13 protein-coding genes are annotated in these 14,482 nt (G+C 69.2%); 8 read left to right on the top strand and 5 right to left on the bottom strand.

Annotated features, from left to right (window positions below):
• Window positions 1-39: 39 nt before the first annotated feature.
• Window positions 40-1,467 carry an MFS transporter gene (locus D3654_RS09605; RefSeq protein WP_120521280.1) on the top strand — a complete coding sequence of 476 codons (1,428 nt, stop codon included), beginning with the start codon at window positions 40-42 and terminating at the stop codon, window positions 1,465-1,467.
• Window positions 1,468-1,469: 2 nt separating this feature from the next.
• Here the strand turns inward: D3654_RS09605 and D3654_RS09600 are convergent, their stop codons facing one another.
• Window positions 1,470-2,429: an AraC-like ligand-binding domain-containing protein gene (locus D3654_RS09600; protein ID WP_120521279.1), complete on the bottom strand. Its 960-nt coding sequence runs from the start codon at window positions 2,427-2,429 to the stop codon at window positions 1,470-1,472.
• An 87-nt stretch (window positions 2,430-2,516) separates the two neighbouring features.
• Window positions 2,517-3,254 carry an IclR family transcriptional regulator gene (locus D3654_RS09595; protein WP_120521278.1) on the bottom strand — a complete coding sequence of 246 codons (738 nt, stop codon included), beginning with the start codon at window positions 3,252-3,254 and terminating at the stop codon, window positions 2,517-2,519.
• A gap of 205 nt (window positions 3,255-3,459) precedes the next feature.
• On the opposite strand from D3654_RS09595, the gene D3654_RS09590 reads away from it, so the two are divergent.
• The gene (locus tag D3654_RS09590; protein ID WP_120521277.1) at window positions 3,460-4,794 is read left to right on the top strand and encodes an MFS transporter; all 1,335 of its coding nucleotides are present in this window, start codon (window positions 3,460-3,462) and stop codon (window positions 4,792-4,794) included.
• Between the two features lie 82 nt (window positions 4,795-4,876).
• On the opposite strand, the gene D3654_RS09585 is transcribed toward D3654_RS09590, so the two are convergent.
• Entirely contained in the window at window positions 4,877-5,530 is a 654-nt protein-coding gene (locus tag D3654_RS09585; protein WP_205571774.1) for a phosphoribosyltransferase, read from the bottom strand.
• 86 nt (window positions 5,531-5,616) lie between these two features.
• On the opposite strand from D3654_RS09585, the gene D3654_RS09580 reads away from it, so the two are divergent.
• Window positions 5,617-6,030 (top strand): MarR family transcriptional regulator, encoded by a 414-nt coding sequence (locus D3654_RS09580; RefSeq protein WP_120521275.1) that lies wholly within the window; start codon window positions 5,617-5,619, stop codon window positions 6,028-6,030.
• A 41-nt stretch (window positions 6,031-6,071) separates the two neighbouring features.
• Here D3654_RS09580 and D3654_RS09575 read toward each other — a convergent pair whose 3' ends face one another.
• Together D3654_RS09575 and D3654_RS09570 are read right to left on the bottom strand one after the other, a co-directional pair.
• Window positions 6,072-6,902: an alpha/beta fold hydrolase gene (locus D3654_RS09575; RefSeq protein ID WP_120521274.1), complete on the bottom strand. Its 831-nt coding sequence runs from the start codon at window positions 6,900-6,902 to the stop codon at window positions 6,072-6,074.
• A 103-nt stretch (window positions 6,903-7,005) separates the two neighbouring features.
• Window positions 7,006-8,400 (bottom strand): amino acid permease, encoded by a 1,395-nt coding sequence (locus D3654_RS09570; RefSeq protein ID WP_120521273.1) that lies wholly within the window; start codon window positions 8,398-8,400, stop codon window positions 7,006-7,008.
• 154 nt (window positions 8,401-8,554) lie between these two features.
• On the opposite strand from D3654_RS09570, the gene D3654_RS09565 reads away from it, so the two are divergent.
• The 5 genes from D3654_RS09565 to D3654_RS09545 are packed head-to-tail and all read left to right on the top strand — an operon-like array spanning window position 8,555 to window position 14,395.
• Window positions 8,555-9,295: an NUDIX hydrolase gene (locus D3654_RS09565; protein ID WP_120521272.1), complete on the top strand. Its 741-nt coding sequence runs from the start codon at window positions 8,555-8,557 to the stop codon at window positions 9,293-9,295.
• Window positions 9,292-10,596: a quinolinate synthase NadA gene (gene nadA, locus D3654_RS09560; protein WP_120521271.1), complete on the top strand. Its 1,305-nt coding sequence runs from the start codon at window positions 9,292-9,294 to the stop codon at window positions 10,594-10,596. Before D3654_RS09565 ends, nadA begins: the two co-directional genes overlap by 4 nt.
• A 35-nt stretch (window positions 10,597-10,631) precedes the next feature.
• Window positions 10,632-12,353, top strand: coding sequence for an L-aspartate oxidase (gene nadB, locus D3654_RS09555; RefSeq protein ID WP_120521270.1), 1,722 nt, complete (start codon window positions 10,632-10,634; stop codon window positions 12,351-12,353).
• Window positions 12,346-13,230 (top strand): carboxylating nicotinate-nucleotide diphosphorylase, encoded by an 885-nt coding sequence (gene nadC, locus D3654_RS09550; protein WP_120521269.1) that lies wholly within the window; start codon window positions 12,346-12,348, stop codon window positions 13,228-13,230. The genes nadB and nadC overlap by 8 nt, the downstream gene beginning before the upstream one ends.
• 7 nt (window positions 13,231-13,237) lie before the next feature.
• On the top strand, window positions 13,238-14,395 hold the full coding sequence (locus D3654_RS09545; RefSeq protein WP_120521268.1) for a cysteine desulfurase family protein: 1,158 nt from the start codon (window positions 13,238-13,240) through the stop codon (window positions 14,393-14,395).
• The last annotated feature ends 87 nt before the right edge of the window (window positions 14,396-14,482 follow it).

The raw sequence follows: 14,482 nt of genomic DNA, 5'->3' as shown, positions 1-14,482 counted from the left end.
GAGGAGGGACGATGCGCACCTCTTAGCGAACGCGGAAACATGAACACCCTGCCTTCCCAGCACCCTTTGGCGTCCCACAACACGGCGGCCCCCGACAGCGCCGCCCCGCTCCGCGGCCCTGACCAGGCCCGGCGCCCTCACCAGCCCCGCCGGTCCCGGCCGCCCGGACGCTTCGCGAGGCTCCCCGAACTCGCCGGCCCCGGATTCCTGCCCATCGCGCTTTTCGCCCGGCTGCCCCTGGCGATGCTGACTGTCGGTGCCCTCACCCTGGCCACCGCGGTGAGCGATTCCTACGCAATCGGCGGCCTCGCGGCCGGAGCCGTCGGTATCGGTTCCGCCGTCGGCGCCCCCGTGCTCGGCGCCCTCGCGGACCGCGCCGGGCAGCGCACGGTCCTGCTCGTGGCCGCGGCCGTCAACACCCTGGCCGTCGTCGCCCTGATCCTCGCCGCGTACCTCACGCAAGCTTCCGGCACCCCAGCCGATGCCGCCGCAGTGGTCATCACGGCGTTCCTCTCCGGGGCCAGCTGCCCCCAGGTCGGTCCGATGGCCCGCGTGCGCTGGATGGCGCTCACCACCCGGGAACCGGAGGCGGGCCGCGCCCCGGCCAGCCTCGCCACGCGCCGTGCCGAACTGGACACCGCGTTGTCCTATGAGGGCACGGCGGATGAATTCACCTTCGTCCTCGGACCCGCGCTCGTGGGCCTGCTGGCGAGCATTTTCGTCCCGTGGCTGCCGCTGGCCCTTGCCGCCGTCCTGACGGCGACCCTCGTTCCCGCCTTTGCCGTGCACCCCTCACACCTGGCGGTGGTGCCCGCACGGCGCAAGGGGGAGGCCGGCGTCGGGCATCACGCGGATGCGAAGCACGCTCCGCGGGCCGGGGCGCTGGCTTGGCTCAAGGTGTTGGTGGCCGTGCTCGCGATGGTCTGCATGGGAACGTTCTTCGGTTCCCTGCAGAATGCGCTCAGCGCCTTTTCCGCGCAGTTTGCGACGGCGGAAATCGCCGGCCTGATGTACGCCGTCATGGGGCTGAGTTCGGCCGTCGCCGCATTGTCGGTGGCCTATTGGCCCCGGCGCTTCGGACCCACGGCCCGCTGGGTCTGGGCCGCGGTGCTGATGGCGGCCCTTTCGTTTCTGTTGTTCCTGCCCGCCGGAATCTGGCCGATGGTGGCGGTCCTGCTGGTGCTCGGCATCCCGGTGGGTCCGGTGATGGTCACGGTGTTCAGCATCGGCGGCCTGGTGGCCCCGGCAGGCCGGATGGCCACGGTCATGACAGCGCTGGCCAGCGGCATCGTCGCCGGCACGGCGCTGGGCGCCTTCCTCGCCGGGCAGGTGGCCCAGAGCCAGGGCTTCACGGCGGCCTTCGTGGTGTCCCTGGCATCGGCCGCGGCCTTGGCCGTGCTGGGTGGACTGGCCGGAGTGTTGCTGCGCCGCGGCAAGGCAAAGGCCGACGGCGGCGGGAAGCCGTGAGCCTAACCCTCGTTGCGGTATCCGGTGGGGGAGTTGCCGAACGCGGCGCGGAAGATCCGGCTGAAGTGCGCCGCGTCGGTGAACCCCCAGCGGGCCGCGATGGCGGTGACCGGACGGTTCGCGAGCACAGGATCGCGTAGGTCGCGCCGGCAGCGCTCCAGGCGCCGCTGCCGGATCGAGGCCGCCACCGTGGTGCCGATTTCCTGGAACAGGTCGTGCAGGTGCCGGGTGGAAATGTAGTGGGCGGCGGCGATGGATCCAGGACCGAGGGTGGGGTCCCCCAGGTTGGCCTCGATGTAGTCATGGATCCGGGCGAGCAGCAGCAGGTGGGGATCACGGCCTGCATCCACCAACTGGTCCAGCTCACCGTTGAACAGGGTGGTGACCAGGTCCAGGGCGTTGTGGACCAGCCTCAGGCCGTTGGTTCCGGAGAGCGCCTCGAGGTTGTCCGCCAGCCGGACCAGGAACGGGCTGATGAGTTCGCCCAGGCCCTCGTCGCCGGGCATCCGCAGCGCCGTCACGTGCTCCATCGCCCCTGCCGGGAGGTCCAGCTGCTCGTGCGGGAACATCAGCACCAAGCTGCGGAAGTCGCCATCGAAACGCAGCTCGTATGGACGCGAGGTGTCATAGATGGCCAGGTCACCGGCGGCCAGGACCGCTTCGCGTTCGTCCTGGATCAGGGTTCCCGTGCCGGTGAGCTGGATGCTGAGCTTGAAATAGCGGGTGCTGGATTTGGCGATCAGCGCCGGGGTGCGCACCACGGCGTGCCGTCCCGCCGTCACCTCCACCACGGAGATGTTGCCGAGGACCCGGGAGCGCATGGTTCCGTGGAATTCAGTTGCCCCGTTGTCCCGGACCATCAGCGGCACGAAGGACTTCGAAATCGCCCGGCTCCAGTCCTGGAAACTATCTGCCACGACGGTGTGCACTGCGGAGGCGCCGGTTTCGGCCACGGCAGTCATGGAACTCCTTCTAACGGCCCCGATGTGCGCCGGCGGACCCCTGGGAGCGGGATCCGGCGGGTGTGAGCTTGCCCGCAATTCTACACTTCAGGAAAGCTGGCTTTCGATCCGTGCCGCGCTTGCCGCGAGTGCCTGCCCGATGGCGGCCTCGTCCTGGTCGCGCCGGATGTAGACGACGGCGATCGCGGCCGGGCGGCCGCCCGGAACGTGGATGGGGGCGGCCAGCGAGGAGAGGCCTTCGATGACTTCGTCGTGGCTTGCCGCGTAGCCAAGCCGCCGGGCCTCGGGGGCCTCGGCGCGGTAGGGCAGCCCGGGAGCCAGGGCGTTCCACTGCTCCGGGCTCATGGTCGACTGGATCGCGATTCCCGGGGCCCCGACGTTCGCGGGATGCCGCGTGCCGGGGTGCTGGACCAGGGTGGCCGCCGAGTGCCGCGGCTCCACGGTCACCAGGGTGACGCAGTCCTGATGGTCCCAGACGGCGACGAAGGCGGTCATGTTGTAGCTGTTGGCGAGCTGTGTGAGTTCAGGAAGGGCCGCCGTCTGCAGGGTGCGGGACACGCCGCGGGCAAGGACGGCCAGGCCCGGCCCCGGCTGCACCCGGCCGGCGTCGTCGCGGACCAGCAACGAGTGGTCCTCCAGGGTGCGCAGGATGCGGTAGGCCACCGAGCGGTGCACGCCGAGGGCCGCGGCCAGTTCGGCGATCGTGAGGGACCGCTCGGCGGCGGCCAGGATCTCGAGTGCCTGGATGCCGCGGGACAGGGTCTGCGACGGCGACACCGTGCCGGCGGCGTCGCTCCGGCTGCTCGCGGCGTTGGGAGACGTCATGGGCTCCATCCTATGGCCGCCGGGCGGGCAACGGCCGTCCGCGAACCGCCACCGGAGCATCGCAGGCTTCCCGGACCCGCAGACCGGACACGCAGGGGTGTGTTGCAACTCACAGTCCGTGTAGTAAGCTATTCCAACTGACCGTTCTGTCGGTAATTCGGACCGAGCGAACAGGCCTCCCCGCACCCCCATCATCGGAGTTCCAATGACTGCAACTTCCTCTGTCGATGCCCCCTCGGGTCCCAGCAGCAAGCGTGAAGAACGCAGGGTGCTTGCCGGAACCCTGGTAGGCACCACCATCGAGTGGTACGACTTCTTCATCTTCGCCCAGTTGACGGCCACCCTCCTTGGCCCGCTGTTCCTCACGCCACTGAACGAGTCCAACCCCGGCCTGGCGCAGATCCTCTCCTTCGCCACCATCGGCATCAGCTTCCTGTTCCGTCCCCTCGGCGCGTTCGTGGCCGGCCACCTGGGGGACAGGCTCGGCCGCAAGGCAGTGTTGGTGATGACCCTCGTCCTGATGGGAGCCGCCACCGCGCTCATCGGCCTGCTGCCCAGCTACAGCGCCATCGGCGCGTGGGCGCCGGTGCTGCTCATCCTCCTGCGCGTCATGCAGGGGTTCTCCGCCGGCGGTGAATGGGGCGGCGCGGCCCTGATGGCCGTGGAGCACGCGCCGATCTCCAAGCGCGGACTCTTCGGCGCCTACCCGCAGATCGGCGTGCCCATCGGCATGATCCTCGCAACGGGCCTGCTGACCATGCTCAAGTCCGGCATGTCCGACGCGGAGTTCACCGGCTGGGGCTGGCGCGTTCCGTTCCTGCTGTCCGTGGTCCTGATCGTGGTGGGTTACATGATCCGCCGTGCCGTCGGCGAAAGCCCCGTGTTCAAGGAGATTGCGCAGCGCAAAGCCGAAAGCCGCGCGCCGCTGGGCGAGCTGTTCCGCAAGCACACCAAGGAAGTAGTGCTAGCCGCCCTCATCTTCATCGCCAACAACGCCGCCGGTTACCTGCTGATCGCCTTCTTCATCTCCTACGCCAACAGGGCCCTCAAGATGCCGTCCGCGCAGGTGCTGCTGGCCACCACCCTGGCCTCCTTCGGCTGGCTCATCTTCACCATGGTGGGCGGCTGGCTGTCCGACAAGATCGGCCGCGTGAAGACCTTCCTGGCCGGGTACGCGATCGTGTTCGCCTGGATGATCCCGATGTTCGCCCTGATCGACGCCAAGGACATCGTGCTCTACGGCACCGCGTTGTTCGTCCTGACCATCGGCCTCGGCCTGTCCTACGGCCCCATGTCCGCAATGTACGCCGAGATGTTCCCGGCCCAGGTCCGCTACTCAGGCATCTCGATCGGCTACGCCCTGGGCTCGGTCCTGGGCGGAGCCTTCGCGCCCATGATCGCCCAGGCCCTCCTGGACACCACCAAGTGGTCCGGCTCCGTCGGCATCTACATCATGGTGCTGTGCGTGATCTCCGGGGTCGGCGTCGTGCTCGCCAAGGAAACCAGGGGCCGCCCCCTGGGCTTCAGCGCGACGCACTGACGGCAGGCAACAGCACAAAGGGGTGCGGACCGGACGGTCCGCACCCCTTTGCCGTGCGCCGCTCTGCCGTTCGGCGCAGACGCTAGCCGGCCTCCTGGAGGAGCTTCACGGCGTCGTCGTCGCTCAGCTGCTCGAAGTGCTCATAGAAGGAACCCACGGCGCGGAACTTCCCGGGCGTGTACAGGGAAAAGGCGAGCTCGCAGGCCCTGGCGATCGAGGCCTGCGCCTCGAGCGAGGCGACCGGAACCGCGGTGATCACGGTGGCCGGGCCGCCGGCCCGGACGGCCTCGATCGCGGCGCGCATGGTGGCTCCGGTGGCCAGCCCGTCGTCGACCAGCACCACGGTCTTGCCGGCGACGTCGAAGCCCACCCGCGGATAACTGTCAACCCGGCGGAGCAGCTCAGTGCGCTCGCGGTTCTCGACGGCGTCCAGCGACTCACGGCTGATGCCGTGCCGGAACATGCGCTCCAGCAGGGGGCGGTTGAGGATGCGGACGATCCTGCCGTTGGACCAGGCCAGGGCGCCGAAAGCGGTCTCCTCGCGGCCCGGGATGCCGAGCTTGCGCACGAGCACCGCGCCGTAGGGCTGGTACAGGCTGGCGGCGGCGGACGCGGCCACGGGAATCCCGCCCCGGGCGAGTCCCAGGAGGATGGTGTCCGGGCGCTCCCGGAGCTGCGGAAGCGCGGCGGCCAGGCGGTGCCCGGCGTCCGTACGATCCTTGAAGCGCATGCCCATCAGTCCCACTTCCACGTAATCCGGCGCTGCAGCAAGCCTACCCTTCAACCCTTGTCCGGAGCCGGTGGCGCTGCAAGCATGGCAGCGTGAACAAGCCCATCGGATACTGGCTCAAACGCCTGGATGCTGCCCTGGAAGACCACCTCGACAGGACCCTCTCAAGGGTCCGGCTCAGCCGCCGCCAGTGGCAAACGCTCAACACGCTGGCCGAAGGACCCATCCGGCCCGGAGACCTGGATGAGCGGCTGAAGCCGTTCTGGTCCGGTGACAGCCGGCTGCGCGAAAGCGAGCTTGCGGCGCTGATCGGCCACGGCTACGTGGGCATGCTGGACGGAAACATCATCCTCAGCGAGGATGGCCACCGGAAGCGGCTCGAGGCGCTCAGGCTCGTGGAGGAGGCGCGGAAGGACCTGACCGCCGGGATTGGCCACGACGAATACGCAATCGCGCTGGGCGTGCTCGAACGGATGTGCGCCAACGCCGAGCGCCTTGTCCCGTAAAGCGCCGTGTCCTTTAGGGCGGCCTGTGCCCTGAAGTCCGCTCAGACGCCGAGGAAGCCGATGGCGGCGTCCTTGAACACCCGGCTGGTGACCGCGTTGGCATGGTTGCGCCCCGGGATGACCAGTTGCTCGGCCATGCTGCCGGAGCGGGCCGCAATCGCCGCCAGTTCCGGCATGGTGGCGGCCCGCTCATCCTTCTCGCCGGCGACCAGCAGGACCGGCATGTGCGGTGCGGCTTCGGCGGGGTCGAACGGCTCGCCCTTGATGGCTTCGACGAGGGACAGCAGGGCGAAGAGGTCGTTGCTGGGCAGCAACTGGGCCATCTTGAGCAGGGCCGCCGTGGACTCGTCCGCGATCGGCGTGCCGTCGGCGAGGTGCCGCTGCGCCGCGGAGAGGTCGAAGGCCGCCAGTGGATCTTCCTTGTTCGGCCCACCCAGCACCAGGCGGTGGACGAGTTCGGGCTGGGTGGCGCCGAATTCCCAGGCGAGCCGGGAACCCAGCGAGTAGCCCACCACGTCCAGTCCGCTGGAAGGATCGCCGTCGCGCAGCGGGCGGGCGCCGGCGTCGGACACGATCTGCAGCAGGTCCGCACGGATCCTGCTCGGCGAGTACGAATCCAGGTCCTCGGGCGAGCCGCTGCGCCCGTGCCCGGGAAGGTCCACCACGATCACCCGGCGCCCGGCTTCCTGCAGGGCCGTGACCCAGCCGGTGTCGGACCAATTGAGCTTGCCCGAGGAGGAGAAGCCATGGATCAGCAGGATGGGGCGCAGGCCCGCGTCCTTGCCTTCGGCGGGCTCATGGATCTCCACGAACAAGCCGGGATCGGTGCCTTCCACGGTGTGGTGGAGTTCTCCTGTGTGCCTGCCCATCATGGCCTCAGTCCTCAATAAATAGGGCGACCAGGCGTGCCCGGCGCTTCGGTGCGTCTTCTGCTGGAACAGTGCCCACGATACCCCCGAACGAGGGGAAGCCGCGTCAGTTTGCGTGGCTTGTTGCCCGGCCGGATTTGACCCGTTCGCCCACCCAGCAGGCGGCCGCGATTCCGGCGATCAGCAGGAAGGTGGCCACGAGCTGCCCGGCGCTCACCGGGTTGGAGAAACCGACAATGAAGACGATGGCCAGCAGCACCAGGCCGAAGACCGTGAGGGCGGGGAAGCCCTTCATGCGCAGCGGCAGTTCGGTGCCCTCGCGGTCTGCCCGGCGGCGCAGGATGAGCTGGGAGACCAAGGCGCCGCCCCAGACGACCAGGCAGGTGGAGCCCACCAGGTTGAGCAGCGCGGGCAGCACCTTGTCAGGGAAGAGCAGTTCGAGCACGGTGGCGATGAAGCCGAAGGCAACGGACACCCCGACGGCGGCCATGGGAACCTGCTTGCCGCGCAGCCGCGACAGGAAGGCCGGAGCCTCCCCGCGCTCGGACAGCGAGAACACCATGCGGGAGGCCCCGTAGAGGTTGGCGTTCAGTGCCGACAGCAGGGCGACGACGGCGACCAGGGTGATCGCGGTCCCGGCACCGGGGATGCCGGCCAGGTCCAGGACGCCGGCGAACGGCGATTTGAGGCCCTCGGAACCGGGGGGAAGGACGGCGGCGATGACGAAGACGGAACCGATGTAGAACACCAGGATGCGCCAGAGCACGGTGCGGATGGCCTGGCCGACACTGCGGACGGGGTCTTCGGTTTCAGCGGCGGCGACGCTGACGATCTCGGTGCCGCCGAAGGCGAAGATGACCACGAACAGCGCGGCGGCGATGCCGCTCCAGCCGGCGGGCGCGAAGTTCCCGGTGATGTTTCCAAGGCCCGGGGAGGCGGTGCCGGGGAGCCAGCCAAAGAGCAGGGCCGCGCCCACGAAGAGGAAGACGACGATGGCGGCGACCTTCAGGATGGCGAACCAGAACTCGAACTCGCCGAAGCTGCGGACCCCCACCAGGTTGATCGCGGTGAAGACCGTCATGAAGACCAGTGCCAGCACCCAGACCGGGACCACTGGCCACACGGAGAACAGGAGCCCGGCCGCGCCGAGCGCCTCCGCGGCGATCACCACCACCAGCTGCAGCCACCACAGCCAGCCGACGGTCGAACCGGCCGTCTTGCCCATGGCCTTTTCGGCGTAGACGGAGAAGGCGCCGCTGTTGGGGTTCGCCGCGGCCATCTCGCCGAGCGCCCACATCACCAGGATGATCAGGGTGCCGGCCACAAGGTAGGAGATGAGGACAGCAGGTCCTGCCGCCTGGATCCCCGCACCCGAGCCCAGGAACAGCCCGGCGCCGATTGCGCTGCCCAAGCCCATCATGGTGAGCTGGCGCGGTTTCATCGCGTGGCCGAGGCCTGTCGAATGGGTGGATGGGATAACGCCGGTGGACTTCGTTGTCATTCGTGGTGGCCTTAGTTTCCTCGGATCGTGTGCTGGCCCGCGTGGGACCCGTCGAATTTTACAGCGTTATGCAGCGTAGCTCACATTTGGCAAGCGGAAGGCCGGGCCCTACCATTAGTTAAAGTCACTTTGACCATAACTAATCCGCCCTCCGATGGCACCAGGCAAGGAAGCAGGTGAAACGGTGTTCACGAACTCTGCCAACGTCTCCGAACGCCGGCTCGCACCGCCGTCGCTGGCCATCTCCACGGTGATCTTCGCCCTGCGGCCGAGCGAAAGCTCCGGCCGGCCCACCCTCTGGCTACCGCTGGTGCGCCGGATCCGCGAGCCGTTTAAGGAAATGTGGGCGCTGCCCGGCGGGCCGCTCACCCACGACGAATCGCTGCAGGACGCCGCCTCCCGGAACCTGCTGGAGACCACCGGCCTGGCCCCGGAATACCTCGAGCAGCTGTACGCCTTCGGCGGCCTGCACCGTTCTCCCAGCCAGCGCGTGGTGTCGATCGTCTACTGGGCCCTCGTCCAGCCCACCGAGGCCGCGCTCGCCGACGAGTCCGAGAACGTGCGCTGGTTCCGCGCCGACCGGCTCGAGCAGCTCGCCTTCGACCACAACGCGATCGTGGACTATGCCCTGTGGCGGCTGCGCAACAAGATGGCCTACGGATCCATCGCCTACCACTTCCTGGGCGAATACTTCACGCTCGCCCAGGTCAGGGAGGTCTACGAGGCCGTGCTGGACCGCCCGCTGGATCCGGCGAATTTCCGCCGCCAACTCAAGACCGCGCCGGAGATCGAAGAAACCGGCGAATACCTCCAGGGCGGGAAACACCGCCCTCCACGCCTCTACCGCTTTACCGGAACACCCGGCCTCGGGCCAGACAACAGGAGCACACCATGAGCAGCGTCAACACAGCCATCCAGCTGATCACCCGCGAGGAAGCGGAAAAGGGCCGCTCCGTGGCCGGCTCAACCTGCAGCCCCGCCCTCGCCAAGGGCCCGTGGGAGTACGACCTCGCCGAGTCCCTGGCCGGAGTTCCGGCCTATGGTCCCGGCGCCTCCAGCGGCGATGACGCACCGCGCAGCACCCCGCGCCAGGGCCAGCTGCCCGAGGAGTACAAGCTGGCCGGCGACGCCGAACTCGACGCCCGCATCCGCGCCGCCAAGAAGAAGCTCGGCAGCAGGGCCGTGATCCTGGGCCACTTCTACCAGCGCGACGAAGTGGTGCAGTACGCGGACTTCGTGGGCGATTCCTTCCAGCTGGCCAACGCAGCCCTCACCCGGCCGGACGCCGAAGCGATCATCTTCTGCGGCGTGCACTTCATGGCCGAAACCGCTGACATCCTCTCTGCCCCGGAACAGGCCGTGATCCTGCCGAACCTCGCAGCCGGCTGCTCCATGGCGGACATGGCAGGCGAGGACTCCGTGGAGGAGTGCTGGGAGCAGCTCGAGGAAATCTTCGGCACCGAGCCCGACGACGCCGGCCGCGTCCCGGTCATCCCTGTCACTTACATGAACTCCTCAGCCGCCCTCAAGGCCTTCTGCGGCCGCAACGGCGGCATCGTCTGCACCTCCTCGAACGCGAAGACCGTGCTCGAGTGGGCCTTCGAACGCGGCCAGCGCGTGCTGTTCTTCCCGGACCAGCACCTCGGCCGGAACACCGCCAAGGCCCTGGGCGTCCCGCTGGAGCAGATGCCCATGTGGAACCCGCGCAAGGAGCTGGGCGGCAACGACGAACAGACCCTGCTCGACTCCCGCGTGATCCTGTGGCACGGCTTCTGCTCGGTCCACAAGCGCTTCAACGTGGCGCAGATCGAGAAGGCCCGCGCCGACTTCCCGGGCGTCAACGTCATCGTGCACCCGGAATGCCCCATGGAGGTCGTGGACGCCGCGGACGGCGCAGGCTCCACCGACTTCATCAAGAAGGCGATCGCGGCGGCCACCGAGCCCACCACCTTCGCCATCGGCACCGAAATCAACATGGTGAACCGGCTCGCCGCGGAAAACCCGCAGCACACCATCTTCTGCCTGGACCCGGTCATCTGCCCGTGCTCCACGATGTACCGCATCCACCCCGGCTACCTCGCCTGGGTGCTGGAGGAACTCGTCGAAGGACGCATCGTCAACCGCATCACCGTGGATGACACCGTGCAGGCCAACGCCAAGATTGCGCTGGAGCGCATGCTGGCGGCCCGCCCCTGAACCTGCCGCAATGAAGCAAACGGAATGAGGCTCACATGACTACACATGGCCTTGCAGGAGGGCGCGCTGCCGCAGGGCATCGGCGCAAGCGGCTGATCGTCGTCGGAAGCGGCATCGCCGGGCTGTACTCGGCGCTGCTCGCCGCGGAAGGCGGTGCCGACGTGGTGCTGCTGAGCAAGGGCGCGCTCGCCGACAGCAACACCTACTTCGCCCAGGGCGGCATCTCCGCAGTGCTGGACGAGCCTGCCCCCGGGGACACGGTGGCCGCGCACATCGCCGACACCCTGAAGGCAGGCAACGGCCACTGCGATGAGGAAGCCGTGCGGGTGCTGTGCACCGAAGCCCGCCTGGACATCGCCGGACTGGAGCGTTTCGGCGTCCGTTTCGACCTGGACGACGACGGCGATCCCGCCTTGGGGATCGAGGCCGCCCATTCCGCGCCGCGCATCCTGCACGCCGGCGGGGATGCCACCGGCGCCGGGGTGGCCCGTGCCCTGATCCGCGCGGTGCTCGACGCCCAGGCCGCGGGCCGGATCCAGGTGATCGGCCACGCGCACGTCACCTCCCTGACCGAGTCGCTCGGCCGCGTCACCGGAGTGAGCTACCTCCGCGACGGCCGTGAGTCCGGCTGCCAGGCTGACGCCGTGCTGCTGGCCACCGGGGGAGCGGGCCGGTTGTTCGCCAAGACCACCAACCCCGCCGTCGCTACGGCCGACGGCCTGGCCCTGGCCTGGCGGGTCGGTGCCGCGGTGGCAGACCTCGAATTCTTCCAGTTCCACCCCACGTGCATGGTGCTGCCGGAGGACGCCCGGGAAAGTGCGGGCAGCGACCCGCTGCTCATCTCCGAAGCCGTCCGCGGTGAGGGTGCCATCCTCGTGGACGCCCACAGCGACCGCTTCATGCCCGCCTACCACCCCGACGCCGAACTGGCCCCGCGAGACGTCGTCTCCCGCAGCATCGCGATCCACCTGGCCGCCCTCGGCACCCCGAATGGCCACGTTTTCCTCGACGCCCGCGTCATCGAGGAACGGCACGGGCCCGGCTTCCTCGCCCGGCGCTTTCCGACCATCACCGCCCGCACCCGGGAGGCCGGCGTCGACTGGACCCGCGAATTGGTTCCCGTCGCCCCGGCCGCCCACTACTGGATGGGCGGCGTGGTCACCGACCTGCGCGGACGCACCTCGGTGCCCGGGCTGCTGGCCGCCGGCGAACTGGCGTGCACCGGAGTGCAGGGCGCCAACCGGCTCGCCAGCAACTCGCTGCTCGAAGGACTCGTCTTCGGGCGGCGGGCAGTGGAGGGGTTCCTGGGGGATTCGACTGCCTCAGCGTGGGAGCCGTCAAACGGCATCCCTCCGCGTGCTGCCTCGGCCGCAAGCGGCCTCACCTTGACGCACGCTTCCGGGATCCCGCTCGACGGCGATCTACCGGCGCCTTTCGCCCGCCAGACCCTGCGACGGCTGATGACCGCCAATGCCGGGGTACTGCGTAGCGGAACGGATCTGAACGAGGCATCGGCTGTCCTTCACTTCTGGGCTGACGTGGTTGACCCCGAGACGGTTCCCGATTCGCTGGACCCGCGGGAGCACGAGGATGCGAACCTGCTGCTGGCCGCGCAGCTGCTGGTGCGTTCCGCACGCGAGCGGCGGACCTCCCTGGGCGCCCACTACCGCAACGATTCGCGGGAGGAAACTCCCGCCGTCGAGAACTCTGACAACCGTTACACCATGAGCCGGAAAGCGAGCCTGATCCTTGACTAGCCTGTCCCTCCCCGCAGCCGCCGTGCGCGAGATCCTCGAGCGGGCCTTCGCCGAGGACGCGCCCAACGGGGACATCACCTCGCAGCTGCTCATCCCGGCCGAGGCCCGCGCAACCGCCGTCCTGAACGCCCGGGTGCCCGGCATCTTCAGTGGCGGCACCGTATTCCGCGACGCCATGCTGCTCATCGACCCGGAGACCGAGGTCGAGCTGCTGCTGGAAGACGGAGCAGCGTTCGACGCCGGGACGCACCTCGCCCGGGTCAGCGGCCGCGCCCGTTCGGTGCTGCTCGCCGAACGCGTGGGCCTGAACCTGGTGCAGCGGATGAGCGCCATCGCCACGAAGACCGCGGAGTTCGTCCGCTTGGTCGAAGGCACCGCGGCCCGGATCACCGACACCCGCAAGACCACCCCGGGGCTCCGCGTCCTGGAACGCTACGCGGTGCGCTGCGGCGGGGGAGCGAACCACCGCTACAGCCTGTCCGACGCCGTACTGGCCAAGGACAACCACCTGGCCGTCATGACCGGAGGCGACGCCGGCAAGCTCACCGCCCTGCTGGCCACGGCGAAGAAGCAGCTGGGCCACACCACCCATTTCGAGGTCGAAGTGGACAGCGCCGAACAGATCGAACCCGTACTGGCCGCCGGCGTGGACACCATCATGCTGGACAACTTCAGCATCGACGAACTCCGTGCCGGGGTGCAGCAGGTGGCAGGGCGGGCCGTGGTGGAAGCCAGCGGCAACGTGAACCTGTCCACCGTGGCGGACATCGCCGCCGCCGGCGTGGACGTCATTTCCATCGGCGGGCTGACCCACAGCGTCGCCGCCCTGGACCTGGGCCTGGATGTCACTCTCGATGTCCCGGCGGACGCCCGCTAGGACAGCCATGATCTTCCTGGACGCCGCCGCCACCACCCCCGTGCGCCGGGAGGTGCTCGAAGCCATGTGGCCGTACCTGAGCGGCGAGTTCGGCAACCCCTCCAGCCACCACAGCCTGGGCGAGGCCGCGGCGGAAGCGCTCGCCGGGGCGCGGGCCGCCGTCGCGAAGGTCCTGGGCTGCCGGCCCGGAGAGGTGACCTTCACCTCGGGCGGGACCGAGGCGGACAACCTGGCCCTCAAGGGAATCGCGCTGGCCCGCAGGGCCGCCGATCCCTCCCTGGACCGGGTGGCGATCAGCGCCATCGAGCATCCCGCCGTCGAGGAGTCCGCAGGCTACCTGCGGCGGGTGCACGGCTTCACGGTCGATGTGGTCCCGGTGGACCGGCACGGCCTGGTCACTCCGGAGGCGTTCGCCGCCGCCTTGCGCCCGGAAACCGCGCTCGCCAGCATTATGTACGCCAACAACGAGGTCGGCACGGTCGAGCCGGTCAGGGAACTCGCCGCGCTCGCCGCCGCACGGGGCATCCCGTTCCACACTGACGCCGTACAGGCCGCGGGCTGGCTGCCCTTGGGCGTGAAGGAACTTGGCGTGGACGCGCTCAGCATGTCCGGGCACAAGCTCGGTGCGCCGAAGGGCTCGGGTGTGCTCTTCGCCAAGGGCCGGCTGCGGATGGAGCCGCTGATCCATGGCGGCGGCCAGGAACGCGGGCGCCGTTCCGGCACGGAAAACGTGGCCGGTGCCGTGGCGCTGGCAACCGCGCTGACACTCGCGGCGGAAGAGCAGCAGGACCTTGCCGCACGGGTGGCGGCTATGCGCGACGCGTTCATCCGGGCAGTCCTCGAAGCCGTGCCCGGGGCCATGCTGACCGGCCATCCCGAACGGCGGCTGCCATCGGTGGCGTCGTTCTGCTTCCCCGGGACCAGTGGTGAATCCGTGCTGCTGGAACTCGAGCGCCGCGGCGTGGTCTGCTCCAGCGGTTCGGCGTGTGCCGCCGGCTCGGACGCGCCGTCGCCGGTGCTGCTGGCTCTTGGCCTGGAGGCGGAAGTCGCCCAGACGGCCGTGCGCTTCAGCTTCACCTCCGCGGTGACCGAAGCGGAACTCGGGCAGGCCGCCGCGGCGGTGCGCGACGCCGTCGGGAGCGTGCTGGGGATCGGCCGCCGCTGACCCAACTGATATGTAGGTTCGGGTGTCAAGGGCAGTGGTGAGCGGCCCGCGGCGTGGGTTCCGTGGGCCGCTTGGGGGGTGCCGGCC

Source organism: Arthrobacter celericrescens, from assembly GCF_003614925.1.
GTDB classification, from domain to species: domain Bacteria; phylum Actinomycetota; class Actinomycetes; order Actinomycetales; family Micrococcaceae; genus Arthrobacter; species Arthrobacter celericrescens.
The sequence above is the reverse complement of the archived record's forward strand: the minus strand, read 5'-3'. Positions and strand labels throughout refer to the sequence as shown.